The organism is Opitutia bacterium (assembly GCA_016217545.1).
GTDB lineage: Bacteria > Verrucomicrobiota > Verrucomicrobiia > Opitutales > Opitutaceae > Didemnitutus.
Map to the genome: position 1 here is coordinate 1,020,078 of JACRHT010000017.1, position 23,618 is coordinate 1,043,695.

22 protein-coding genes are annotated in these 23,618 nt (G+C 63.8%); 3 read left to right on the forward strand and 19 right to left on the reverse strand.

The features are described from left to right. The first annotated feature begins 45 nt into the window (after window positions 1-45). The gene (locus tag HZA32_20265; GenBank protein MBI5426418.1) at window positions 46-1,683 is read left to right on the forward strand and encodes a ComEC/Rec2 family competence protein; all 1,638 of its coding nucleotides are present in this window, start codon (window positions 46-48) and stop codon (window positions 1,681-1,683) included. Window positions 1,684-1,703: 20 nt separating this feature from the next. Further along, window positions 1,704-1,985: a hypothetical protein gene (locus HZA32_20270; GenBank protein MBI5426419.1), complete on the forward strand. Its 282-nt coding sequence runs from the start codon at window positions 1,704-1,706 to the stop codon at window positions 1,983-1,985. 185 nt (window positions 1,986-2,170) lie between these two features. On the opposite strand, the gene HZA32_20275 is transcribed toward HZA32_20270, so the two are convergent. Both HZA32_20275 and HZA32_20280 read right to left on the reverse strand, forming a co-directional pair. Beyond that, a complete protein-coding gene (locus HZA32_20275) occupies window positions 2,171-2,947 on the reverse strand; it encodes an endonuclease/exonuclease/phosphatase family protein (protein MBI5426420.1) in 777 nt (258 codons plus the stop codon). Between the two features lie 145 nt (window positions 2,948-3,092). Beyond that, window positions 3,093-4,439 (reverse strand): FAD-dependent thymidylate synthase, encoded by a 1,347-nt coding sequence (locus HZA32_20280; protein MBI5426421.1) that lies wholly within the window; start codon window positions 4,437-4,439, stop codon window positions 3,093-3,095. Window positions 4,440-4,614: 175 nt separating this feature from the next. Here HZA32_20280 and HZA32_20285 point away from each other — a divergent pair, with 175 nt between their 5' ends. After that, window positions 4,615-5,418, forward strand: coding sequence for a serine hydrolase (locus tag HZA32_20285; GenBank protein MBI5426422.1), 804 nt, complete (start codon window positions 4,615-4,617; stop codon window positions 5,416-5,418). A gap of 90 nt (window positions 5,419-5,508) precedes the next feature. Here HZA32_20285 and HZA32_20290 read toward each other — a convergent pair whose 3' ends face one another. The 17 genes from HZA32_20290 to HZA32_20370 form a co-directional block, all read right to left on the reverse strand. Next, window positions 5,509-7,020, reverse strand: coding sequence for an NADH-quinone oxidoreductase subunit N (locus HZA32_20290; protein ID MBI5426423.1), 1,512 nt, complete (start codon window positions 7,018-7,020; stop codon window positions 5,509-5,511). 12 nt (window positions 7,021-7,032) lie between these two features. Further along, window positions 7,033-8,559 (reverse strand): NADH-quinone oxidoreductase subunit M, encoded by a 1,527-nt coding sequence (locus tag HZA32_20295; GenBank protein ID MBI5426424.1) that lies wholly within the window; start codon window positions 8,557-8,559, stop codon window positions 7,033-7,035. Window positions 8,560-8,568: 9 nt separating this feature from the next. Next, window positions 8,569-10,452 carry an NADH-quinone oxidoreductase subunit L gene (locus HZA32_20300; protein MBI5426425.1) on the reverse strand — a complete coding sequence of 628 codons (1,884 nt, stop codon included), beginning with the start codon at window positions 10,450-10,452 and terminating at the stop codon, window positions 8,569-8,571. A 1-nt stretch (window position 10,453) separates the two neighbouring features. After that, the gene (gene nuoK / locus HZA32_20305) at window positions 10,454-10,753 is read right to left on the reverse strand and encodes an NADH-quinone oxidoreductase subunit NuoK (GenBank protein ID MBI5426426.1); all 300 of its coding nucleotides are present in this window, start codon (window positions 10,751-10,753) and stop codon (window positions 10,454-10,456) included. A 112-nt stretch (window positions 10,754-10,865) separates the two neighbouring features. After that, window positions 10,866-11,315 carry an NADH-quinone oxidoreductase subunit J gene (locus HZA32_20310; protein ID MBI5426427.1) on the reverse strand — a complete coding sequence of 150 codons (450 nt, stop codon included), beginning with the start codon at window positions 11,313-11,315 and terminating at the stop codon, window positions 10,866-10,868. Window positions 11,316-11,375: 60 nt separating this feature from the next. Further along, on the reverse strand, window positions 11,376-11,915 hold the full coding sequence (locus tag HZA32_20315) for an NADH-quinone oxidoreductase subunit I (protein MBI5426428.1): 540 nt from the start codon (window positions 11,913-11,915) through the stop codon (window positions 11,376-11,378). Window positions 11,916-11,927: 12 nt separating this feature from the next. Next, window positions 11,928-13,169, reverse strand: a complete 1,242-nt coding sequence (locus tag HZA32_20320) for an NADH-quinone oxidoreductase subunit H (protein ID MBI5426429.1) — start codon at window positions 13,167-13,169, stop codon at window positions 11,928-11,930. A gap of 6 nt (window positions 13,170-13,175) precedes the next feature. Beyond that, complete coding sequence (locus HZA32_20325; GenBank protein MBI5426430.1) at window positions 13,176-14,951, reverse strand: (2Fe-2S)-binding protein; 1,776 nt, start codon at window positions 14,949-14,951, stop codon at window positions 13,176-13,178. Between the two features lie 12 nt (window positions 14,952-14,963). Then, window positions 14,964-16,313 carry an NADH-quinone oxidoreductase subunit NuoF gene (gene nuoF, locus HZA32_20330; GenBank protein MBI5426431.1) on the reverse strand — a complete coding sequence of 450 codons (1,350 nt, stop codon included), beginning with the start codon at window positions 16,311-16,313 and terminating at the stop codon, window positions 14,964-14,966. A 19-nt stretch (window positions 16,314-16,332) separates the two neighbouring features. Beyond that, entirely contained in the window at window positions 16,333-16,743 is a 411-nt protein-coding gene (locus HZA32_20335; GenBank protein ID MBI5426432.1) for a gamma-glutamylcyclotransferase, read from the reverse strand. After that, window positions 16,740-17,048, reverse strand: a complete 309-nt coding sequence (locus tag HZA32_20340; GenBank protein MBI5426433.1) for a hypothetical protein — start codon at window positions 17,046-17,048, stop codon at window positions 16,740-16,742. Before HZA32_20340 ends, HZA32_20335 begins: the two co-directional genes overlap by 4 nt. Continuing rightward, window positions 17,045-17,533: an NAD(P)H-dependent oxidoreductase subunit E gene (locus HZA32_20345; GenBank protein MBI5426434.1), complete on the reverse strand. Its 489-nt coding sequence runs from the start codon at window positions 17,531-17,533 to the stop codon at window positions 17,045-17,047. The genes HZA32_20340 and HZA32_20345 overlap by 4 nt, the downstream gene beginning before the upstream one ends. Before the next feature lie 11 nt (window positions 17,534-17,544). Next, entirely contained in the window at window positions 17,545-18,780 is a 1,236-nt protein-coding gene (gene nuoD / locus HZA32_20350; GenBank protein ID MBI5426435.1) for an NADH dehydrogenase (quinone) subunit D, read from the reverse strand. Between the two features lie 4 nt (window positions 18,781-18,784). Next, a complete protein-coding gene (locus tag HZA32_20355; GenBank protein MBI5426436.1) occupies window positions 18,785-19,414 on the reverse strand; it encodes an NADH-quinone oxidoreductase subunit C in 630 nt (209 codons plus the stop codon). An 11-nt stretch (window positions 19,415-19,425) separates the two neighbouring features. Continuing rightward, the gene (gene nuoB, locus HZA32_20360; protein MBI5426437.1) at window positions 19,426-19,935 is read right to left on the reverse strand and encodes an NADH-quinone oxidoreductase subunit NuoB; all 510 of its coding nucleotides are present in this window, start codon (window positions 19,933-19,935) and stop codon (window positions 19,426-19,428) included. A 357-nt stretch (window positions 19,936-20,292) separates the two neighbouring features. Next, window positions 20,293-21,126 (reverse strand): hypothetical protein, encoded by an 834-nt coding sequence (locus HZA32_20365; GenBank protein ID MBI5426438.1) that lies wholly within the window; start codon window positions 21,124-21,126, stop codon window positions 20,293-20,295. A 132-nt stretch (window positions 21,127-21,258) separates the two neighbouring features. After that, window positions 21,259-23,433 carry a hypothetical protein gene (locus HZA32_20370; GenBank protein ID MBI5426439.1) on the reverse strand — a complete coding sequence of 725 codons (2,175 nt, stop codon included), beginning with the start codon at window positions 23,431-23,433 and terminating at the stop codon, window positions 21,259-21,261. Window positions 23,434-23,618 lie beyond the last annotated feature (185 nt).

Genomic DNA, 23,618 nt, shown 5'->3' on the forward strand with positions numbered 1-23,618 from the left:
ACGCCTGCTTTGCTCGCGGCCTTGCCCGAGGGCCCGGGTCGGACGATGACCAACGCCCTTCGCGCTCCCCTGCTCTGGCTGCTGCTGCCGTTCTGCGCGGGCATCGCGTGGGCGGATCGCGCACCGGGCGTCTCAGGGCACGCGCTCGTCCTCCTCGCGCTCGCCGGTGCGACACTGGCACTCGTCGGCAGTCGCGGGCGTTCCGTCTTCGCGCAGGCGAGTTGGGGTGTCGGACTCGCAACCGCCGCCACGGGCATCGGCGCGGGCTGGATGCAGTGGCGCGCGCCGGCACCGCTCGAATGGGCCGGCCCGCCGCGCGAGGTGGCGGTCGTCGTGCACGTCGAACAGGTTTTCCCGCCCGCCCCGCAGCGCAAAACCGTCAACGGCATCGCCCGCGTGATCCGTGGCGAGGGACCCGCAGCGGCATTGGTGGGGCAACGCGTGTATTTCTCCGCCATCCGACGGATCAGCATGCCGCCGTCGATCTCGGGCGAGTATCGTTTCTCGGGCGTGGTGGACGCGCTGCCGGAAGACGAAGGCGACGGCCGGGGATTCGGCGCGTATTTGGCGACGCTCGGGGTGCGCGTCCGCATCGCGCGCGGCCACTTGCTCGAGGAGACACGCGCGCCGGCCGTGTTCCGCGTGTTCTGCGACCGCGCACAAGATCGGCTCGCCGCGATTCTGCGGCGCGGACTGGAGAGCCATCCGGAAGTCGTGTCGCTTTACCTCGCGATGCTGCTCGGGGAAAAGGCGGTGCTGTCGGCGGACCAGCAGAGCGCTTTCATGCGCAGCGGGGTCTTCCATATTTTCTCCATCAGCGGGCTGCACGTCGGCGTGATCGCGGTCGCGATCCAAAGCGCGTTGCAGCTGCTGCGCGTGCCGCGCCGCGCGGCCATCGTGGCCGGGCTCGCGGTGCTGTGGCTCTACGTGGAGGTCACGGGCGCGAGCGCACCGGCGTTCCGGTCGTTCCTGATGATCGCCTTCCTGCTGGGGTCGCGGATATTCCGCTGGCCGGGCAATCCTCTGGCGGCGCTCGCGGCGGCGGCGCTGGCGACGCTGTTGCTCGACCCGCGCCAGCTGTTTTCCACCGGATTTCAGATGTCTTACTCCGTCGTGGTCGCGCTGATCGCGATGGGGTTGCCGCTGGCGGAGCGCTGGCAGGCGGCGTGGCAGCCGTGGCGCGATCTGCCGGAGGCCAGCTGGAACCGGTGGCAGCGCTGGGTGCATGCCGGCGGGCGCGAGATTCTCGGAGCGCTCGCGATCACGTGCGCGGCCACGCTGGCGAGCACGCCGAGCAGCATCGGCTATTTCGGCCTGCTGTCGCCCGGCGCGCTGGTGGCGAACTTGGTGATCATCCCGATTTCGTCGCTGGCGATCGTCGCCGGATTTGTCGCGATGGTGGCCGGCCTCGCGCACGCCGGAGTGCTCGTGCTGGTGTTCAATCACGCGGCGGCCTTGCTGATCGTGGCGATGGACTGGCTGGTGCAGCGGGGCACGCCGTTGCCCGGCGTGTATTTCGCGGCGGAGTTTCGCGCGCCGTGGATGGCGCCGGCCGCGATGGTTTTCGTGCTCGGCACGATGTTCGTCGGCGCCGGCGCGCGGTGGCGAAAAGCGGTCGGAGGCTTCTGGCTGCCGGTGGCGGCGGTGGCGCTCGTGTTGATTTTCGGCGTGAAGTTTCCCTGAACGCGGCAATCTTCCCGTCCATGAAAAGCGCCTACGAACTCGCCATGGAACGCCTCGCGAAATCCGATCCGTCGAGCGGAAAACTCACCGCGGAACAGAAACAGCGGCTCGCGGAAATCGATCGCGTGTTCCAAGGCAAGATCGCGGAGCGCGAGATTTTCCTGAAGCAGCAGCTCGACGCGGCGCTGGCCAAACAGGAATTCGATGAGGCCGACAAGGTGCGCAAACAGATCGCGAGCGAGAAGGCGCGACTCGAGGAGGAGCGCGAAGACGAGAAGGAGCGCGTGCGGCGCGCGAAGTAGAGCCGGTCTCAGACCGGCTCAGGTTGTTGTCGCGAGTGCAGCTCACATCGCGAGCGAGCGGTTTTTCGCCCACGGATTGCACGGATGAGCACGGATTACGCAGCGGAGCCGGTGCCTCGATCCGTGATCATCCGTGCAATCCGTGGTTCAATAAAGCCCATCGGGCGCGGCGCGTTCGGCCGGGATTAGTCGGTGAACTCGAACTCCGCCGCGAGCGCGTGATGATCGGAGGCGACCGTCGGTTTCACGACGTGGCCGACCGGCCGCAGCGACGCGTTGTAGAACAGGTGATCGAGCACGTAGGGACGGCGCCGCCAGGTGACTTCGCCATCCTGCACCGTTCGGAAACCGACTTCGGCAAACTGCTCAACGAGCGATTGGTGCTTGCTGACGTTGAAGTCGCCGCCGAGCACGGTCGGGCCGGTTGATTTCGCCAGCTGCGCCGCGACGAGCCGGCGCTGCTCATTGTGCACCTCGCTGCTCGAGCGGAGCATGAAGAGCGCGAGCAGGTGCGTGTTCATGATTCGCACCTCACGGCCGCCGATCGTGGTGGTCGCGCCGATCAGCAGGCGGTCGGTCGGCGTCCTTTTTTCCCCGAAGAAATCGAACTCCACGGCCGGAGACGGCAGGTCGAGACGGAACGACTCGCGCAGCGGCGTGCGGGAAAAGATGGCGAGGCCGATGCCGAATGGCAGCTCGCGCGGATCTTCGCGAGGAAACGAGAAAAAGCTGTCGTAGCCGGCGAGCGCGCCCTTCAGGCGGCTGTAGTTCGGGGGGATCGGCGGCTGCGTGCCGCCCGGCTCAGCGCGCTCGACTTCCTGGAGCAGGATGATGTCGGCATCGTGGCTCTGAATTTCGTCGATGGTATGGCTGAGGCGAACGGGCGCGCGGTCGGGGTCAGCGTCGCTCCACATCTGACCAAACTGCATGTTGAACTGCAGAATTTTGAAGCGCGGCGGCATCAGCGGGGGGCAATTGCGCGAGTCTCGCTCCTGCGAGCCGAGAAACTGCGAAAGCCGGAGAAAAGACGTGGGCCCATACGCTGCAGCAAGTCGCTGGCATGTTCGCCCGCCGCGAAGACGCGGCAAGACTATTTACCCGCCGCGGTCACTCGGGCTCGGCGGTGCCTTCGACGACCCAGGGCTTGGCCTCCGGCACTTGGGCGAAGAACTCCCGCAGCGCGGCGCTGAGGTGCTCGGCGTAGCGGAAATGTGCGCCCATGCCGGTGCGCAGCTCGGCCTCGTAGATGAATTTGTCGGCGTGCGTGCTGTGCTCGAACGGCGTCTGCGCGCCGAGCAGCAGCGAATAAACGTAGGCGGGCGAACCGCGTTGCAGGAGTTCGCGGGTGAGCGCGGCTTGCGCATCGAGCAGCGGCTGGTGGGCGGCGTGCGCAATCTCCGGCGGCAGGTAGAAGCCGGCTTGGATGAGCGGCGTGTAGCGGTGGCCGGTGCGGTGACGGTTGAGGTCGCGAAGCTCGGCCACGGCCATGTTGTTCCAGGCAAAGGTCACGCGCGCGCGGCGCGTCGCGGTGCCTTGGTAGCCGTAGCGGTTGGCCCGGTGGCGCAACGCCTCCGCAACCGGTTGCTCTTCGCGCAGCCACGGCGGCGTGTCGCGGTCGACTTTCACCCAAACCTGATCGGCGAGCGGCGCGGTCGAGAGGCGCTCGAGGCCGAGGCGGCACGAAGTCGCGAGTTCCTGCGCAGCCTGCGCTTCGTAGGATTTCTCCGCGGCGCTGTGACGCATGAGGCGCGGCGACATCTTTAGCAGCACGTCGCGGATGGCGGCGGCGGCGGCTTTGGCCTCGGGATGGGGCAGCGAGTCGAGGTGCTTCACCGTCGTGGCCCACATGCGCGAGCTCTGGACGAGGCCGAGGTTGGTGCGGGTGGCAAACGGGATGAAGTAGCGCGCGCGGTCGAGGGCGTAGTTCTTGCGAATGCGCGTGACGACGGCGGGTTTGGCGTTGGCCGGGAGACGGATGAGTTCCGGTTTCTCCTGTCCGAGCTGGTCGAGGCGGGCGTATTCGGCGTTATACGCGGCGAAGGCGCGGGCCATCACGCTGGTCCACTGGCCGGCGAGATCGTCGGGCACGCCGACTTCGGCGGGCGTCGGCAGGTTGGCCGCGTCCATCGTGATGTAGCGCGTGCTCGATTCCTGCCCGTCGGCCATCTGTGCGATCTCGAAAATTTTGTAGGCGAGCCACATCGAGACGCCATCGAGCGCGAGAGCGAGACCGCCGGTGAGGCCGCCGATCGAGGCGTGGCCGTAGTCGACGAATTTCAGGATGCGGTCGATGGACTCGTCGGGGTGCGCGAGGTCGACCTTCGAGAGGATGTTCGCGAGGCCGTCGTTGCTGCGCGAGTAGCGCGCGAGCACGGACGCCAGCAGCTCGGGCGTGACTTTCGGGAGATCGGCCGCGGAGGGCGGCGGGACGACGGCGATGCCAGTGACCTTCATGCGCGAGAAAACACGAAAGAGTTTCGCGCACGGTGGCGAAGGAAATTAGCGGAAAACTTTGGGCGCCCCGAGGCTTGGCAACGAAAGGCGCGGCGCTAGCGTCCGCCCATCCATGAGGTCGGTCGCTGTCGCTACTCTCTCGGTCTTCCTTGGCGTGGCGCCCACCCTGGCCGCCATGTCCGATTTCCGCGCCTACAGCTTGGATGGTTCCCCTGCGGTCGATGCCGCGCTCCAACGGCGCATCGAGGAGATCGACACTGCGCTGCGCAAGTGCTGGGAGATGGCAGAAGCGCAAACGTCGGTCGGCGTGCTCGACCTGCGCACGCTGCGCCTCGCGATGGTGCGGCCGGATCGCATCGATTACGCGGCGAGCGTGCCGAAGATCGCGATCCTGCTCGGCTGGTTTGCCGCACATCCGAACCTCAACGACCTCGACGCGACGACGCGCCACGAACTCGGGCTGATGATCAAGCAGTCGGACAACGAGCTGGCGGCGAAATTCTCGCAGCAGCTCGGATTGGGCTTCATTCGCGGGGTGCTCGACGGCTACGGACTCTACGACGCGAAGACCGGCGGCGGCATCTGGCTCGGCAAGCACTATGGCAAGGGCGGCGAACGCGTCGTCGATCCCGTCGGTGGCCACTCACACGCAGCGACCGTGCGGCAGTTGCTGCGGTTCTACCTGCTGCTCGAGCAGGACAAACTCGTCTCCGGGGCCGCGTCGGCGGCGATGCGGGAGGTTTTTCGTTCGCCGGACATCCCGCACAAGGACGACAAATTCGTCGCGGGACTCGCGGGACGCGCCGGGTTGGAAATCCGCCGCAAGGCCGGTTGGTGGGAGGACTGGAATCTCGACACGGCCGTCGTCAGCGGACCGGAGCGTCACTACATCATCGTCGCCATGACGCACCACGCGCGCGGCGAGGAGTATTTGAGGGCGTTTGCGGCAGCGGTGGACGACTTGCTCAGCGCAAGGTAGGGCGCGACCGCTGGGCGCGCCGCGCAGGCGGCATCGCGTTCTCGGCGGGCCCAGCGGTCCCGCCCTACCCGCAGAATTCGATCCGCCAACTCAACGGTTCAGCAGCCACGCCGACAGCGGTTGCTGGAAGAAACCGAGCAGCACCGTCACGAGCGCGAGGCTGGCGAGGAGCGCGGTGTTGATGAGTGACGGCTCCGTGGCCGGCACCGGCGCGGGCGTCTCGCCCTCGGGGCGCCAAGTCTCGAACCACGCGGCCTTGATCCAGCCGAAGTAGTAATAGATCGAGATCACGACGCAGACGATCGCGATGGCGAGCAGCGTGTAGAGCTTGGCTTCGAACGCCGCCATGAACACGAGCAGCTTGCCCATGAATCCGGCGAGCGGCGGGATGCCGGCGAGCGAACCAACGCCGATCGCGAGCACGGCGGCGAGGAACGGCCGGTCCTTGGCGAGGCGATCGTAGCCGTCGAGGTCCTGCTGCGTGTCGTCGTCGCCCGCGAGGTGCGCCATGACGCCGAACACCGCCATCGAGGCGAACATGTAGGTGAAGAGATAGAACCACACCGCGCCGCTGGCCCAAGGCACCGTGATCGACGCCGTGACGCCGAGGAGGAGGAAGCCGGCGTGTGAGATGCCGGAGAGGCCCATCAGGCGCTTCGTGTTGCGCTGAGAAAGCGCGGAAATGTTGCCGAAAAGAAGTGTCGCCGCCGCGAGCGTTGAGAGCACCGGCACGAGGATGTTCTGGAGCGGCGCGAAGACGTTGTGCACCAGCGTGAGCAGCACGGCAAAACCGGCGGCTTTCGAACCGACCGCCAGGAACGCGGTGACCGGCGTGGGCGCGCCCTGATAGACGTCCGGGATCCAGATCTGGAACGGAAATGCGCCGATCTTGAAGCCGACGCCGCTGAGAACGAGCAGCGCGCCGAGGATGCCGAGGAAGTTGTCGGGATTCTTCGCGAGGAAGTCGGCCACGACATCGAACTCGAAGCCCGTGTGGACCACGCCGCCCGCCTCGACGCGACCGACGGCGCCGTAAAGCATGACGATGCCGAAGAGCATGATCGCGGAGCTGAGCGCGCCGGTGACGAGATACTTCAGGCCGGCCTCGAGCGTGAGGGCGTTATCGCGGAAGTAGGAGACGAGGATGTAGAAGCCGATCGTGATCGTCTCGAGGGCGACGAAGAACATCACGAAGTGGTTGCTCTGGACGAGCAGCATCATCGCGGCGGTGATGACCAGCACGATGGCGTAGAATTCCACCCTAGGCATCTTGCTGCGCGGCAGCACGACGCTGGCGATGGAGCACACGAGCAGGCTGGACACCGTGAAGAACACGCGCGCGACCTGGCCGGGCAAATTATGGTGCAGAAGTCCCGCGAAGGTGTCCCGGTTCATCCAAGCCGTGTCGAAATTCCGGATCAACCCGACCAGGACCGCCAGCAGCGCCATGGCCGCAGTCGTCGGGATATAGCGGTGCTGGCTCTTCGGGAGCACGATTTCGAGCGCGAGAAGACCGAGCGCCGCGCAGGCGAGGATCAGCTCGGGAAAGATCGCCGCCCACTGATTCGATTCGGCGGCGGCTTGAAGAAGTTCGGTCGACATGGCGGCGGAAAATCAGCGGGAGGAAACGTTGCGCACGACGGCGGGAGCGGGCGCGGTCAGCGCAGCGTTGGCGGCGGTCGAGATCGTCTTCGGCCAGAAGCCTACGACGAGGAGCGCGACGAGGAGGATCAGCGCCGGCAGGCGCTCGCTCCAGGCGAGGTCGACTGCGGGATGCTTCGCGAGGACCGTGTTGAGGTGCTCCGTCGACGGCCCGAAGAACACGCGAGCCGCGGCGCGGAGCCCGTAGATGGCGGAGATGACGACGCCGGCGATCGCGACGGCGGTGAGCGCGGGCGAGAACTGCCAGAGCGAGACGAAGACGGTGAGCTCGCCCCAGAAGTTGGCGAAGCCCGGCAGGCCGATGCTGGCCATCGTGCCAGCGACGAAGAACGCGGCGAGGACGGGCGTCTTTTGCGCGAGGCCGCCCATTTCCGCCATGTCGAAGGTGTGCGTGCGGTGGTGGACACTGGTCGCGAGGAGGAACAGCAGCGCGACGGACAGGCCGTGCGCGACCATCAGCAGCACCACGCCGCCCGTGCCGATGACGGAGAGCGTCGCGATGCCGAGGAAGCAGTAGCCCATGTGCATGACCGAGCTGTAACCGAGCATCTGCTTGAGATCGCGCTGGGCGATGGTGACGAAGCCGATGACGAGCACGTTGCCGACGGCGGCGAGCACCGCGAGCGGCCAGGCCCAGGCTTGGGCGCCGGCGGGCAGCAGCGGCAGCGCGATCTGGATGAGGCCGTAGAGACCGAACTTCTTGAGCACGCCGGCGTGCAGCATCGCGGCGGACGACGGCGCGGCGCCGTAACCGAGCGGGGCCCACGTGTGCAGCGGCCAGAGGGAAACCAGCGTGCCGAAACCGAACATCAGGAGGCCGAAGATGTATTTCTGCGCCGTGACGGAGAGAGGATTGGCGGCGAGTTCGGCGCGCAGGGTGACGAGGTCGAAGGATTCCGCGCCGCTCTTGGTGTAGATGGCGATGAGACCGATCAGCGAGAGCATCGCGCCGACGGTGAGGTAGATCGTCATCTTCATCGCCGCGTAATTGCGGTCACGTCCGCCCCAAATGCCGACCATGATGAAGGTCGGGATCAGCGCGAGTTCGTGGAAGAAATAGAAGAAGAAGATGTCCACCGACGCGAACGTGCCGAGGAGGCCGCCCTGCATGACGAGCAGGAGCATCAGGTAGATTTTCAGGCGCTCGGCGTTCGAGCGCAGCGCGTAGATACCGGCGGCGAGACCGACAATGGCCGCGAGCATGAACATCGGCAGCGAAACGCCGTTGAGGCCGAGCTTCAGCGCGATGCCGAAGCCGCCCAGGCCGGTGTCGACCTTGCTCAGGAATTGGTAGGCGTTGCCGGCATCGGTCGGGAATTGTTTCCAGAGCCAGACGGCGATGATCGCGGGCCAGATGAAGGCGATGGCGGCGAGCTTGGTCGCGAAGCGCTTCGGCAGGCCGAGGCCGATGGCCAGCGCGACGAGAAGCGGCGTGGCGATCGCGAGCTGCAGGAGAAGGGCGTTGGAGGAGGCGTCCATCGAAGTATTTTAGAAGATTCCCGCGGCGAAGCCCCAGAGGAGCACGGTGCCGAGCAGGAACCAGTAGACGTAAGCGTGCAGGCTGCCGACGTGCAGCGCGCGCACGCCAAGACCGACGAGGCCGACCAGACCCGCGCAACCGCGGATGATCAGGCCAGCGAGGAAGATTTGCTCGAGGAAGTTGATCAGCATCGCGAAGCGCTGCTGCACCTTCGCCACGTAGTAATCGTAGACCTTGTCGAAGGATTCCTTGAGTGCCACGAGGCCGCGGAAGGCGCCGCCGGCTTTTTCCTCGAGGGCGTCGGTCGCGGCTGTCGGATAGAAAGCCCACGCCGCGCCGGCGCCGATGACCATGACGGCGAGCGAAACCGCGAAGATGATCGTGTGGTCGGTGCCGTGCGCTTCGGGAATGAGGTGCGCGATCGGGCCGGCGAGTTTGCCGTAAATGGCTTGGTAGCCGCCGGAAATCGCGAGACCGGCGAGCAGCATCAGCGGCAGGGTCATGACGAGGCTGCTCTCGTGCGCGTGCTTCGCGTGGTCGGAGCGGGCTTCGCCGAAGAAGACGATCTTCCACATGCGGACCATGTAGAACGAGGTCAGGATCGCGGTGAACGCGAGGGCGGCGAAGATCACGGTGTTCTTCTTGAAGGCGAGGTAGAGGATCGCGTCCTTGGAGAAGAAGCCGGCGAGGAACGGGAAGCCGATGATCGCCAGCACGCCGACGGTGAACGTGAGGAAGGTGATCGGCATGCTCTTGCGCAGGCCGCCCATCTGAAAGATGTCCTGCTCGTGATGGCAGCCGTGGATGACAGAGCCGGAGCCGAGGAAGAGCAGCGCCTTGAAGAAGGCGTGCGTCGTCAGGTGGAACATCGCAGCGCCGACGCCAGCGGCGATCACGACCTGGTGGACCTTGCCGCCCATTTCGTGCGACGTGACGAGCGAGCCGAGGCCGAACGCCGCGACCATGTAGCCGAGTTGCGAGAGCGTGGAGTAAGCGAGGACCTTCTTGATGTCGCGCTGCACGACGGCGCAGAGCGCGGCGTAGACCGCCGTGACGGTGCCGATGGCCGCGATGGCGTTCAGCGCCTCGGGGACCATCAGGAAATTGATCCGGCACAGCATGTAGATACCGGCCGCGACCATCGTGGCGGCGTGGATGAGCGCGGAGACGGGCGTCGGGCCTTCCATCGCGTCCGGGAGCCACACGTGGAGCGGCATCTGCGCGGACTTGCCCATCGCGCCGCAGAACAGGAGCAGCGGGATCGCGGCGGAGATCGCGTAGCCGTGCGAACCGGCCTTGAAGGCGAGGTCGTTGAGGTTGGTCGTGCCGAAGAGCCAGTAGGTCGCGACGATGCCGAGCAGGAAACCGAAGTCGCCCACGCGGTTGACGATGAAGGCCTTCTTCGAGGCGTCGGCCGCGGACTGCTTCTCGTGATAGTGGTTGATCAGCAGCCAGGAGCTGAAACCGACGAGCTCCCAGAAAATGAAGATCATGAACAGCGAGTCCGCGACGACGATGCCGAGCATCGAGAACATGAACACCGACAGGCCGCCGAAGAAGCGGGCGCGCGCCGCGTCGTCGTGCATGTAGCCCATCGAGAACACGTGGATGAGGAACCCGACGAACCCGACGACGAAGAGCATGAGCCGCGCGAGGGCGTCGATCTTGAAGCCGAGCGAGACGGAGAAACTGCCGAAGCGCAGCCACTCGAGCGAGGCGTTCACGTCGGTGCCGTTGAACACGAACTGCAGCGAGAGCGCGCAGATGATGGCGGCGGCAGCGACGGAGACCCATTGGGCGAGCGCACCCTGACGCCGCAGGAACAGCGCGATCAGCGTCGCGGACGCGAGCGGCGTGAGGAGCAGAAGGAGAGCGGACTGAACGGGAGACATGTCAGTTCTTGAGCGCGGACAGTTCCTCCACTTGCACCGTGTGGCGCTTGCGGAAGAGGGCGACGATGATGGCGAGGCCGACGGCGACCTCAGCCGCCGCGATCGTCAGGATGAAGAAAACGAAGACCGAACCGTCGAGCGTGCCGTTGAAGCGCGAGAACGCGACGAGCGCGAGGGTCGAGGCAAGCAGCATGAGCTCGAGGCACATGTAGATCACGAGCGTGTTCTTGCGGAGCAGCACGCCGATGAAGCCGATGACGAACAGCAGCAGGCTGATCAGGATGTAGGCGTTGAGGCTCATGCGGGAAAGTAGCGGGTAGTGAGTAGCGGGTAGCGAGTAGAAGGCAGCGAGGCAGAACATCCGCGTTTGGGATGCTCGCTACTCGCTACTCGATGCTCGCTACTGTTCTGGTTCATTTCGCGTCCTCCACGGGGGCGAATTTCTTCGAGAGCACGATGACGCCGAGCATGGCGATCAGGAGCATGAAGCCGACGACCTGCACCGGCAGGAGGTAAGTGGTGAAAAGTTGTTCGGCGTAGTTCTTCAGCGTCGGCGCCGGGCCGACCGGCGCAGCGGACGAGAGCATCACGCGGTGCGAGAGCGAATAGACGCCGAGTAGCAGCAGCGCGCCGCCGACGGTCGAGGCGAGGATGCTGAGTTTCTTGAAGGGCTTCAGGCTCTCCGGCCGCGTGTCGAGCAGCATGATGATGAAGAGGAACAGCGCCACGACCGCGCCCGCGTAGACGAGCAGGAGCACGAAGGCTAGCAGCGCGGCGTCGAGCATGACGAAGAGTCCGGCCATGCCGACGAGCGAGAGCAGCAGGAACATCGCACCGTTTACCGGGTTCTTGTTCACCACCACGAGCGCCGCGCAGACGACGGTCAGGAAGGCGAAGATGTAGAAGAGCAGGTTGGCCATGGCTTAGTGGTGGGCGTTGCCGCGCTGTTCGGCGGCCTTCTTCTTGTCCCACTTGAAATGTTGGTCGGGCAACGTGCCGCCGAGTTCGTAGAGACGCTCCTTGTTGTTGACCATCTCCTCGCGCGTGTAGCCGGACATCGAGTATTGGTTCTGCAGCCAGATCGCCTCCTCGGGGCAGACTTCCTGGCACAGGCCGCAGTAGATGCAGCGCAGCATGTCGATGTCGAAGGCCTTGGGGCCCTTCTCGACGTGCGCGTTCGCGGCGTCGGGCGGGATCTCACCGGGCGTGATGCGGATGGCCTTGGGCGGGCAGACGAATTCGCAGAGCTGGCAGGAGACGCATTTTTCGCGGCCGTTCGGATCCTTCACCAGCGTGGGCACGCCGCGGTAACCGGGCGGGATGGCGGGACGCTGCTCCGGATACTCCATCGTCACGTTCGGCGCGAAGAAGTGCTTGAGCGTGGTCTTCATGCCCGCGAGGACCTGCGGGATGTAGAGGCGCTCGGAGAGCGAGAGAGGTTTGCGTTCGACGACGTAAGCCATGCGCGGAAAGGGTCAGAGGGCGGCCCGGCTCTGCGGGCGGAGGATGGCGAAGAGCGCCACGATCGTGGCGAGAGCGAGCGCGACCCATGCCGCGACGCCGAGGTGGAGTTCGATGATGGCGATGGCCGCCGCGTAGAAAATCAGGTTGCCGATCGCGAGCGGGAGCAGCTTCTGCCAACCGAGCTTCATCACCTGATCGTAGCGGAAGCGCGGGACGGTCCAGCGGACCCACATGAACACGAAGATGAAGAACAGCACCTTCACGAGGAAGACGACGATCGAGGCGATGCCGAAGAGGATCGGGTGGTTGCCCGCGACGCCCATCCAGCCGAGGACCTTCTCGAGCGGGAGCCAGGGCAGCGGATTCCAGCCGCCGAGGAACAGCAGCACGAACACGCCGGAGCCGACGATCATGTGCGCGTATTCCGCGACGAAGAAGAGGCCCCACTTGAACGCGCCGTATTCGGTGTGGAAGCCGCCGACGAGGTCGGCCTCGCCCTCGGCCATGTCGAACGGCAGGCGGTTCGTCTCGGCGAAGAGCGAGACGAGGAACACGACCGCCGAGACCGGCATCAGGAAGAAGAACCACGTGCCGCCGAGGAGGCCGGGCTGACTCTGGTATTGGACGACGTTGAAGAGGCTGAGCGAGCCGTTCGTGCCGGGAGCGTTAATCCAGAGGAAAACCGGCAGCACGGAGAGCGTCATCGAAAGCTCGTAGGAGATGAGCTGCGCCGAAGCACGGACACCGCCGAGGAAGGGATACTTCGAGTTCGAGGCCCAGCCGGCGATGATGAGCGAGTAGACGCCGAGCGAGGAGACGGCGAACACCGCGAGGATGCCGACGTCGAGATTGGCGAGCACGAGCGGAACGAGTTCGCCCTCACCGTTCAGGTAGGCGCCGAACGGCACCGCGGTGACGGTCGTGAGCGCGGGAATCATCGCGAGGATCGGCGCGGCGACGAAGTAGACCTTGTTCACGTGGCCGGGCAGCGCGTCCTCCTTGAAGAGCATCTTCAAGCCGTCGGCCATGAGGTGAAACACGCCGAGGCGTTGCAGGAACGGTCCGAGCACGGGCACCCAGCGGAACCAGATCGGGAGCGCGCGGTTCGGGCCGGGGCGGCCCTGCATCGCGGCGGAGATCTTGCGCTCCGCGAGCGAGCCGATGCCGCCGAGCGGGAAAATCACGAGCACCACCGCGATGCCCTTGAGGAAGAGCTGCACGGCCGGGTGGAGGTTTTGCCAGAATTCAACCATGGCGCATCAGGCGTTGGCGGCCGCGGGGACGGCGGCGGGTTTGAAGTGGAGCGTCTCGCCTTCGACGAAGGGCAGACCAGCCCACGCGGCGCTGTCGAGCAGCGTGCCGGTGGCGGGGATTTTCGCGTAGCTGAGGCCGGCGAGCGCCGGAACTTCCGCGGCGAGCGTGGCCCAGAGGCCGGCGAGATCGGACGAGAGAGCGCCAGCGCCGACCGCGGCAGCGAGGTTGGCGAGCGTGACGAGATCGTCGGCGAGGCCTTCGGGACCGGGGACGGCCTTGGTGAACTTCTGCAGACGGAACTGCTGGTTCACGAAGGTGCCGGACTTTTCGAAAACGGTGAGCGTCGGGAGGACGACCTTCGCGGCGGCGCTCGTGGCGTTCTTGTGCGAGCCGAGGTAGATCACGGAGACCTTCGCGAGTTGCGCGGCGGTGAGACCGGCGGCGGCGAGGTCTTCGTTGACCGCGACGACGGTCTTCACCTTGCCGGCGTCAATGTCGGCCGCGAGCTGCTGCAAACCACCGAGACGGACATCCGTTGTAGCCGGGGTCGCTGACCCCGGTCGGCCGGGCTCACCGAGCCCGGCTACAGTCGGGAGCGCGGAGATGAGGCCGGTGACGAGCGCGCCGCGGACGTTCGGGTTGCGGTCGGCGGAGAGGAGGATGCCGTCACCCTTCCCCACCCGGCTGATGAGCGCGACCGACGCCTTGAGCGCGGCGGCGAGTTTCTTGGTGAGGAATTGTTCTTCGACGGAGCTGCGACCGGAGCCGACGACGGCGACGGAGCCGGCGCGGAGCAGATCGGCGGCGGCTTTCATCGCCATCTCGTAGGCGGAGGTGCCGCCGTTGATGGAGGCGACGAGGAGGCGGTCCTCGCTGCGCACCTGCTTGTAGAGGAGGCGGCCGGAGTCGGTCATCCAGGTGTCGTTCACGGCGTCGTTCCGGCGCGGCGTGATGCGGTAGAGAATGCCTTCGCGCGACCACACGGTCGTGTTGGCGCCGACGGACGACTCGGTGTCGATGCTCGGGGTTTCCTTGAGAAACCACACGCGCATCTTGAAGCGGAAATCGGTCGAGGTGAGCGCGCCGACGGGGCAGATGTCGACGGTGTTGAGCGAGTAGTTGTTCTCGAGCTTCTTGCCCGGGTAGCACGTGAGCGTGCTGTAGCTGCCGCGGTCGATGAAGCCGAGGACGTCGTCTTTCGCGACCTCCTTCGAGAAGCGGATGCAGCGCGAGCAGAGGATGCAGCGCTCGTCGTCGAGCGTGACGCGCGGTCCGAGCTGCGTGCGCTTCGGTTTCACGTTCTTGTTCTCGACGAAGCGCGAGTAGCCGCGGCCGTAGGCGGTGGAGTGTTCCTGGAGTTTGCACTCACCGGCTTGGTCGCAGATCGGGCAATCGAGCGGGTGATTGATGAGGAGGAACTCGGTCACGCCCTCGCGGCACTCCTTCACCATCGGCGTGTTGGTGCGGATGTGCAGGCCGGGCGCGGCGTTCGTCGCGCAACCGATTTGGGCGCGCGGCATCCAGTTGACCTTCTGCTTGCCGGTGGCCGGGTCCATGACCGGCGCCTTCGTGGCGGGATCGACGGCCGGCATGCCCATTTCGATGAGACACATGCGGCAATTGCCGACGACGCTCAGCTTTGGGTGGTAGCAGTAATGCGGGATCTCGATGCCGAGGAGCTTGGCAGCCTCGATGACGTTCGTGCCCTTCGGCACGGCGATGTCCTTGCCGTCGATGTTGACGGTGACGAGGTCGGCAGGTTTGGCGGGAGCGGAAGACATCTCGGAAAAGGCTTAGACGATCGGGAGCGCGTCGGCGGGCTTGGCCTTGCGCGCTTCGGGATAGGCTTTGAATTCGTCGCTGAACTTCTGGACGAAGCTCTGGGTCGGCCACGAGCAGGCTTCGCCCATCGCGCAGATGGTGCGGCCGGCGATCTGGTCGGCGACGTTCTTGAGGAGTTCGCCGTCGTTGGTGCGGCCGTGGCCGTCGACCATGCGCGCGGTGATCTTCTTCATCCAGAGCGAGCCTTCGCGGCAGGGCGTGCACTGGCCGCAGCTCTCGTGCGCGTAGAACGCGTTCAAATTGCCGAGCGCTTCGACCATGTTGACGGAGTCGTCCATCACGATCACGCCGCCCGAGCCGCCCATCGTGCCGGCGGCGGCGAGCGTATCGAAGTCGAGCGGGAGATCCTCGACGGCGAGTTCGAGGAACGAGCCGTCCTTCTGTTTCAGCTTAAATTTCTCGCCGAAGCGGAGCACTTTCGCGGAGGAACCGCCGGGGATGACGGCCTTGAACTTGCGCCCGGGCAGCGGGCCACCGCAGACCTCATTGAGGAGCTGGCCCATCGTGATCTTGCCGGTCTCGAATTCGTAGTAACCCGGTTTCTGCACGTGGCCGGAGACGCAAAAAATGCGCGTGCCGGTGTTGTTGGGCGTGCCGATCTTGGCGTAGTTGTCGCCGCCCATGTCCACGATGTGTTTCACGTGGCAGAGCGTCTCGACGTTGTTCACGATCGTCGGGCACTGGTAGAGGCCGAGGACCGCGGGGAAATACGGGGGCTTGATGCGCGGATACGGGCGCTTGCCTTCGAGCGACTCGATGAGGCCGGTTTCCTCGCCGCAGATGTAGGCGCCGGCGCCGCGGTGGACGAAGATGTCGCAGCTGTAGCCGGTCCCGAGGATGTTTTTGCCGACGAAGTTCGCGTCGCGCGCTTCCTGGATGGCCTTTTCGAGAATCCGCGCGCCGAGGGGCATCTCGCCGCGAATGTAGATGTAGGCCTGCTTCACGTTGTTCGCCCAGCAGGAGACCATGATGCCCTCGATCAGCTGGTGCGGGTCCTGGTGGATGATGTAGCGGTCCTTGAACGTGCCGGGCTCGGACTCGTCGGCGTTCACGACGAGGTAGATGGGCTTGCCGCTCTTGCGGTCGACGAGCGTCCACTTCACGCCGCAGGGGAAACCGGCGCCGCCGCGGCCACGCAGGCCGGACTTCTTGACCTCGTCGATGAGCTCCGCGGGCTGGCGCGCGACGGCGCGCTTCAGCACCTCGTAACCGCCGTGCTTCATGTAGCAGGCGAGGTCGTTGGTGTAGCCGGGCTCGTCGATGTGAGCGAAAATCAGGCGGCGTTGTTGCGGAGCGGGCATGGAGAAAGGTGCGGGAAAATCAGTCGCGGTGCGGGCGATAGACGCCGTTGGCGAGCGGCGCGAGGCCGTCGACGGAGCGGTTGTATTCGTAAACCCAAGCGCGGACCTTGCGGGACTTGCCGAGGCGCACGAGGCGCTGGCGGCGGAGATATTCGGAGTCGTCGGGCGACTCGAGGTCGCAATCCTCGTAGCGATCGAGGCGGCCGAGCACGGACTCGTCGTTCAGCTCGAAGAGCTCGCCCTTCACGCTGCCCTTGGCCTTGGCGCTGCAGACGACGCCGGGATGCTGGCCGACGAGGTAGAGGGAAGCCTTGGGGAGTTCGGCAGCGCCGAGGAATTCGGCGTTGGCGCGGAGATAGCGCGCCATCTCGTGCGCGCCGCCAGAGCGGAGCGTGCCGTAGACGAAAAGCTTGGGGCGGGTGTTGCTCATTTGTCGTCGATCACGATCTCGATGCCGCCGGTCCAGCGCGCGGCGAGGTTGTAGATCATCGCCAGCAGCACGCCGACGAGGAAGCCGCCGACCAAGTGGATGAACGGCATGAACAGCGCCGCGCCGCCGGCGAAGAGCCACGGGATGCCCATGAATTTCGGGAGCAGCGTGGTGTCCCACGTCGCAGCCGCCCCGAGCGAGAGCAGCAGGATCGGCGCGGTGATCATCCCGATGACTCCATTGATGAGTCCGAGGACGATCCCGAAGCGGATCGGCGGCACTTGCATGAGGCGGATTTTCTTCATTTGCGCTGCTTGGCCTCCGCGCGGATCTGGTCCGCGAGTTGTTTCACTTTGGCGTCGTCGACTTTCTCGTGCAGATGGTCGTCGACCATCACGACGGGCGCCGTGCCGCAGGAAGCGAGGCACTCGACGAACTCGATCGTGACTTCGCCGTCGGGCGAAATCTCGCCGCGGTGCGTGTCGAATTCCTTCTCGAAGCGCTCGCAGACCTTGTAGCCGCCCATGATGGCGCAGGAGAGCGTGCGGCAGACCTTGATGTGGCGCCGGCCGATCGGCTTGCGGCGGAACATCGGGTAGAAGGTGACGACTTCGTAAACGTTGATCGGCTGCAGCTCGAGCTTGGCGGCAACCCATTCGATGGCCGCGTCGGAGATGTAGCCGGCGTCCTCCTGGATGAGATGCAACAGCGGCAGCGTGGCGCTGCGCTTCACCGGGTAATGGGTGATGACCTCGTCGATCTTGGCGAAAGTTTCGGGCTTCAGATTCATCAGCGCGGAAATCAGCGGTCGCACTCGCCCATGACGAAGTCGAGCGAGCCGAGGATGGAGACGACGTCGGAGATCAGGCAGCCGACGCAAATTTTCGGAAGGATGGAGAGGCTGGAGAACGACGGACCGTGAATGCGCAGGCGATACGGCACGCCGCCGCCCTTCGAGACGACGTAGAAGCCGAGGATGCCCTTCGGATTCTCGTGCTCGAAATAAGCTTCGCCGGCCGGCATTTGCGGGCCCTCGGTCACGATCATGAAGTTGTTGATCAGCTCCTCCATCGAGGTGAGCACCTTGTCCTTGCGCGGGGCAAAGATGCGGCGCGCCTCGGGCGCGTAGTAGTCGCCGGCGGGGAATTTCTTGATCACCTGCTTGATGATGCGGATCGACTGCTTCATCTCCTCGCCGCGGACGAGGTAACGGTCGTAACAATCGCCCTTCGAGCCGATCGGGACGTCGAACTCGTATTGGTCGTAGCCCCAATACGGACGGTCCTTGCGGAGGTCCATCGCCACGCCGGAGCCGCGGAGATTCGGGCCGGAGAGGCCGTAGGACATCGCGTCCTCCTTCGAAATGACGCCGATGCCGACGGTGCGATCGAGGAAGATCTTGTTGCGCGAGAGCAGAGCGAGCACCTCGTCGAGGATCGGGAGAAACTGGTCGCAGAACGCGTCGACTTCCTCGAGCCAGCCCGGCGGGATGTCGCGCGAAACGCCGCCGATGCGAGTGTAGCTGGTGGTGAAGCGCGCGCCGGTGAGCTTCTCGAACAGGTTGTAGAGCTTCTCGCGCTCGTTGAAGGTATACATGAACACCGTCCACGCGCCGACATCGATGCCGAAGGCGCCGAGGCCGAGGAGGTGCGAGGAGACGCGCGCCATTTCCGAAGTGAGCACGCGGATGGCGTTGACGCGGTCCGGCATCTTCAGGCCGGCGAGCTGCTCGACGGCGTGCGCGAACGTGTGGTTGTTCGCGAGCGGCGCGATGTAGTCCAACCGGTCCGTGTAGGGCACGAACTGGTTGTAAGTCATGTTCTCCGCCAGCTTCTCATCGCCGCGGTGCAGGTAACCGATGACCGGATCGGCCTTCGTGACGGTCTCGCCGTCGAGTTCGAACTGCACGCGCAGCACGCCGTGAGTGGACGGATGCGAAGGTCCCATCGAGAGGGACATCTTCTCCGGGTCGAACTCCTTGGGGAGATTCGCGGCGGTCTTCGCGGTGGCGTCGGGGAAAGTATGCTCGGTGGCCATCGGGTTAGGCGTTTTCGGGCTTTTCGCGGCGCTCGTTCCAGGACTCGTCCTTGGCGCGCGGTTCCGCCTCGCTCATGGGCTCGCCGGGCGTGGCGACGAACGGACCGCCGGCCATCGGCGCGGCGATCGTGCCGACTTTGACCTCCGCGGCGATTTCGGCGTCGGGGAGATCGGTCGGGATGCCGGCGAGCGGGAATTCCTTGCGGAGCGGGTGATAAGGATAGCCGTCCCACATCAGGATGCGGCGGAGATCGGGATGGCCCTCGAACTTGATGCCCATCAGGTCGAAGCACTCGCGCTCGTGCCAGTTGGCGCCGGCCCACAGGACGGACGTCGTCGGCATCGTGGGATTGGCGTCGTCGAGGCAATCCGCGGCGACGCGCACCCAGACGTGCTTCGTGCTGGAATAGAGGTGCCAGACCACGGTGAACCGCGGGGATTTCTCCGCGCTCCAGTCGATGGCCGTGAGATCGGTCAGGTAATCGTAGCCCTGCGTATCGCGCAGGAAGCGCAACACGGCGATCGCGTCGGCCGCGGGAACGTTGATCGCGGGATGGTCCGCGCTCGGGCGCGGCGTGGCGGCCGGAAATTGGGCTTGGACGGCGGAAATGACGTCGGCGTTGGGAGCGGTCATGGGCGCGGCGCTCAGGCGGTAAGCAGACGGGAGGCCGAACGCTCTTGTCCGACCTTCTTTTGGAGTTTCATCAACGCGTCGAGCAACGCCTCCGGGCGCGGCGGGCAGCCGCTGACATAGACGTCGACGGGGATGATGCGGTCCACGCCCTGCAGCGTCGCATAGCTGCGATACATGCCGCCGGTCGAAGCGCAGGCGCCCATGGCGATGACCCACTTCGGAGCGGCCATCTGGTCGTAAATGCGGCGGACCTGCGGGGCCATCTTGTAGGTGACGGTGCCGGCCACGATCATGCAGTCGGCCTGACGAGGGGAAAAGCGCATGACCTCCGCACCGAAGCGCGCGATGTCGAACCGGCTGCCGCCCGACGCCATGAGTTCGATGGCGCAGCACGCCAGGCCCATGGGCATCGGCCACATGGAATTGTTGCGGATCCAGTTGATCGCCGAGTCCAGCGTCGTGGGCACGACGTTGCCCTCGATCTTGCTGTCGTAACTCAGGTCTGTGTTGGGAGAAACCATGACGGTAAGCGCGTAGAAAAAAATGCACCGCACCCTACCAACCGACCTTCGACGGGCAAGGCCGTTTTGGTAAATCGCGGTCTGCATAAGCGTGTCACGCGCGGCGGAGGAATTCCGGTTCTTTCTGCCGCGCGCGAAACGAGGCGTGTGTCATTGGCGGTCGCGCGCTTGACCGGCGATTGGCCCGCCTCCGCCGAAGGCTTCGGCGTGGCAGTTTTCTTTCGGCTCCCGAAAGAAAACTGGCGGAGCAACCGGTTTTTTAACACGAAATTCCGGGGCTGAAATTCCTTTGTAATCGCTGCCCCGAGCGCAACACACGGCTGTCAAGGCGACTACTCAGCACGCCGATCACACTTTCTACCTCACTGCTTTGGTAATCGAATTGAGTAACCTTTTTCTTTCGGACTCGTTTACTTGCTGGCTATCTACAACATACTGCGTGGCAGCATCGCGATTTCGAAAAGCCCATGCGCGAAAGATTTCTTCCATATGGTCTCCCCGTTGTTCGGGAGCAGATATCAGTTCTGCCCATCGAAATGCGATGTGAGGTTGCCGGAGACCGAAACCGGTATCTCGCAAAAAGCTCCCCAGCATTTGATCGGCAGCTGGGTCTGATTCGTGATCAACCAACCAATGCATGGCCGCTTCAGTGTCTATTTCAAGCCACCGGCCAAAGGCCCGCATCAACGCCAGTTCGCGGCCTTCGTCTTCGGGTAGCGTCTGAGCCCAAGTCACGGCTTGTTCCGGAGACGAACCGGCCCAGTTGACGGCCAGCGCTGCCAGTGCACTAGCCCGAGCATCAGACGGTGGCATCTCCTCCAACCACATGGCAGCATCCAGAGCAGATCGTTTGGCCAACGCGGCAGCGGTGACGTCCATCTCGGAAGAACTGACAAATTCGGCGCCGCCTTTTTCGACGCAATTCTCAAACAGTCTGTCAGGCGTCGAAACCTCTTCGCCCTCTAATGACTCGGCACGATCAATTAGTGTTGCGAGTAGCAATTGGTGAATTGAAGAAACGACGAATGCAGGGTTTTGCACAACGTCCCCGGCTTCGTTCAGAGCGGGTTCGTTATGTTTTGCGCCCGAAACGAAGTATTGGCTTGCCAGTAACACAGCACACCCAACGACCAGTGCAATTGTTACAGCGTGATCTCTTGATTTGGAGCTGAACTTTAATTTTGCGCGCATGATGGAAGTCTCTGGTTGCGACGTTGAATCTTGCGGGAGTGGAATCTCTACGCACAGAGGCGCTGCGCGTTCTACAAGGTAGCGCAAGGGAAAACTTGCGCTACCCGACTCCCACTTGGCAGTCAGCGCATCTTATCGCTGAACGATTTGAAATCCCGTTATGCCAGCGTTAATCCCGGCTGACACACGGATCCTAAATGATGCCGAAGTGATATCGCGAAACACCACATATTCCTCTCCATCGATCGCCGAGCCCGCGGATATGGCCAAGGATTCACTATACGTTCCATCCCAAAGATGATCACCGTCCTTGATGTATTTTGACTGATTGGTGACCCAGGCACTTCCATCCCAAAGCTGCAGATTCACGGTCATGGTTGCGGGAACAGCTTCGGTCGCAACGCGACCCGCCCAATACACGTAGACGTCATATGTTGCATACGGCACTTGATCGACAGTCACCCACATGCTTGTGGCATTCGTTTTTCCGCGCTGACTCCGCATCAGTTTCACATCCGGGGAGGTCCCGGCGAGAGCCAATGTGTAGCCCGAGTTCGTATTGGTGAAGACGACATCAGCAGTGGTCGTCGTTCCGCGATTGTCCTTAACGTTCGCAGGGCTTTGGTTCGTCGAGGTTGCATTCACCCAGTTCGCTGCAGGCACCGCTCCCGCAACTTCATCCGCAGCAAGGGTAGCATCAGAAATGGATGCGCAGAGATTCACACTGATGATTTGCGACAGCTCAACCTCACTCCGCCACATAGCGACAGAGTTCTGAAGCGCGGTAGCCGTATTCCACGCAGAGTTGGAGATCGCACGGGATGCAGGAGAAAGCGAATATCCTGCAGGAGGCCCGCTTTTGTAGGTGCCAACTTTATTCGCGACCTCGACCAGGAACGCTTGGCTCACAGAATCAACGCGCTCGCCGGCCACGAGGTCGGTTGGACGAGCACCCGCATTAGCCCTGAGATAATCAAATCGTTGGTCTGCGGTGATACCTGTCCACCGGGTGAAACCTGTCGGAGTGGATTGTGTGACGAGAGAGTTTTCGAACAATGCATCTGGCACCACAATGGACCCACGCGGAAACCATCCCGTGGTGCGGGGCCCCAAATCGGCAGGTTGATTGGGCGATGTCGCAGGGCTCTCCATGCCTGCATTGCCGTCGGCATAGATCATTGAATCAGGACCTGGAGAAAGCCACCAGTAGCCGAAGTAAAGTTGGCCACCGACAATGTTATTGGTGCGCATGCCCAGATTATCCACGATGTTCAGAAAGCTATTGTGGTCCGTGGTGTTCGCTCCCACGACGGTAATGCCGTAGTGCGTCCCGTGAAAGATGAGATTGCCGTTCAAAAGCATTCCATTCCCTTTGCTGAGCCATGGAGCACGTTGCTGAAAATTGCCGAAAATCGAGTGTTGGATATCAATCCGCTTGATTCCGCCGGTCACGTCATTGATTGCACCGGTTTCGTCATGCGCGCCATTGGACAGGATCATGCCCATGGCGTGGCCCGAGGGATCGTCGCCGTCAGGATTGGTGTCGGGATGTCTCCAACCATAGGCTGCATATCGAAATCCGTCGTAAAACATGCAACGCAAGAAGGTAAGATTACGATTGGGCTGATACCAGATCTGGATCGTCTCATCGAGGCCCCACGAGAACTCGCAGTTTTCGAAAGCCAGGCCGTCGTTGGCAATATTGTTGCTCACGTCTGCGTCACGGTCGGTGCCGTTGTTATTTCGCGGCCCTTCGATGGAAAGCGCATCCCCATACGCGCCCAAGTTGCCATTTCCGTATTCACCGGCGCCCTTGAGCGCCAATGGAAGACCGAGCCTGAATCGGATATGTCGAAACAGCAATCGATTGGTCCGACGAAAGCTGTGGGAGGCACCCATGATTGTGATGCCGGGGGAAGGCGCACTTTCGCCCGCGATGTAAGTGTTCGCGAGGTCAGCAATTCTGATGCGACCCTGGGCCAAATCAGTGTTGTTGCTGAAATCAATCAAGCCGCCCACCTCGAACAGTATAATCTTGTTCTCGGCCGCGGGCATAGAGGCGGCCTCGGCTAGAGCCCACCTCCAACTGCCGGCGCTGGTGTCGGTGTTCAGATTGGTCACCTTAATAACGTTGTAGGTGCCGGCTGCCCACCAATTGCCAATATCGGCAAATGTCTTTGCCGGTGGAGGCTCAATCTGGGCACGAATGACGGACGGGATGAACGCGAGGATGAAAAGCGCCGCAATTTGCAACGCGCGACAGCTTTGGACCAAGCTCGGGGTAATCCGGCACGTGGAGGTATTCATGGGGTATGGGGTAGTTTGACTACGCCTAGCAGGGGGGCTTGAATGGCTAGGAGTTCCCTGCCGCAGCGGACCGTAAGACTGTCGCTGTGACCAAAACCAATCAGTCACGGCAACGGGGGTATCGATCGTCTACCTATAGTAGACGAATGGCTGGCCCGGCCTACCCAAGGAAACAATGCGTGGTG

Bases quoted from the DNA above. Each gene is read 5' to 3' on its own strand.
- HZA32_20265 (MBI5426418.1), top strand. From the start codon at position 46: ATGACCAACGCCCTTCGCGCTCCCCTGCTCTGGCTGCTGCTGCCGTTC.
- HZA32_20270 (MBI5426419.1), top strand. From the start codon at position 1,704: ATGAAAAGCGCCTACGAACTCGCCATGGAACGCCTCGCGAAATCCGAT.
- HZA32_20275 (MBI5426420.1), bottom strand. From the start codon at position 2,947: ATGCCGCCGCGCTTCAAAATTCTGCAGTTCAACATGCAGTTTGGTCAG.
- HZA32_20280 (MBI5426421.1), bottom strand. From the start codon at position 4,439: ATGAAGGTCACTGGCATCGCCGTCGTCCCGCCGCCCTCCGCGGCCGAT.
- HZA32_20285 (MBI5426422.1), top strand. From the start codon at position 4,615: ATGTCCGATTTCCGCGCCTACAGCTTGGATGGTTCCCCTGCGGTCGAT.
- HZA32_20290 (MBI5426423.1), bottom strand. From the start codon at position 7,020: ATGTCGACCGAACTTCTTCAAGCCGCCGCCGAATCGAATCAGTGGGCG.
- HZA32_20295 (MBI5426424.1), bottom strand. From the start codon at position 8,559: ATGGACGCCTCCTCCAACGCCCTTCTCCTGCAGCTCGCGATCGCCACG.
- HZA32_20300 (MBI5426425.1), bottom strand. From the start codon at position 10,452: ATGTCTCCCGTTCAGTCCGCTCTCCTTCTGCTCCTCACGCCGCTCGCG.
- nuoK (MBI5426426.1), bottom strand. From the start codon at position 10,753: ATGAGCCTCAACGCCTACATCCTGATCAGCCTGCTGCTGTTCGTCATC.
- HZA32_20315 (MBI5426428.1), bottom strand. From the start codon at position 11,915: ATGGCTTACGTCGTCGAACGCAAACCTCTCTCGCTCTCCGAGCGCCTC.
- HZA32_20320 (MBI5426429.1), bottom strand. From the start codon at position 13,169: ATGGTTGAATTCTGGCAAAACCTCCACCCGGCCGTGCAGCTCTTCCTC.
- HZA32_20325 (MBI5426430.1), bottom strand. From the start codon at position 14,951: ATGTCTTCCGCTCCCGCCAAACCTGCCGACCTCGTCACCGTCAACATC.
- nuoF (MBI5426431.1), bottom strand. From the start codon at position 16,313: ATGCCCGCTCCGCAACAACGCCGCCTGATTTTCGCTCACATCGACGAG.
- HZA32_20335 (MBI5426432.1), bottom strand. From the start codon at position 16,743: ATGAGCAACACCCGCCCCAAGCTTTTCGTCTACGGCACGCTCCGCTCT.
- HZA32_20340 (MBI5426433.1), bottom strand. From the start codon at position 17,048: ATGAAGAAAATCCGCCTCATGCAAGTGCCGCCGATCCGCTTCGGGATC.
- HZA32_20345 (MBI5426434.1), bottom strand. From the start codon at position 17,533: ATGAATCTGAAGCCCGAAACTTTCGCCAAGATCGACGAGGTCATCACC.
- nuoD (MBI5426435.1), bottom strand. From the start codon at position 18,780: ATGGCCACCGAGCATACTTTCCCCGACGCCACCGCGAAGACCGCCGCG.
- HZA32_20355 (MBI5426436.1), bottom strand. From the start codon at position 19,414: ATGACCGCTCCCAACGCCGACGTCATTTCCGCCGTCCAAGCCCAATTT.
- nuoB (MBI5426437.1), bottom strand. From the start codon at position 19,935: ATGGTTTCTCCCAACACAGACCTGAGTTACGACAGCAAGATCGAGGGC.
- HZA32_20365 (MBI5426438.1), bottom strand. From the start codon at position 21,126: ATGCGCGCAAAATTAAAGTTCAGCTCCAAATCAAGAGATCACGCTGTA.
- HZA32_20370 (MBI5426439.1), bottom strand. From the start codon at position 23,433: ATGAATACCTCCACGTGCCGGATTACCCCGAGCTTGGTCCAAAGCTGT.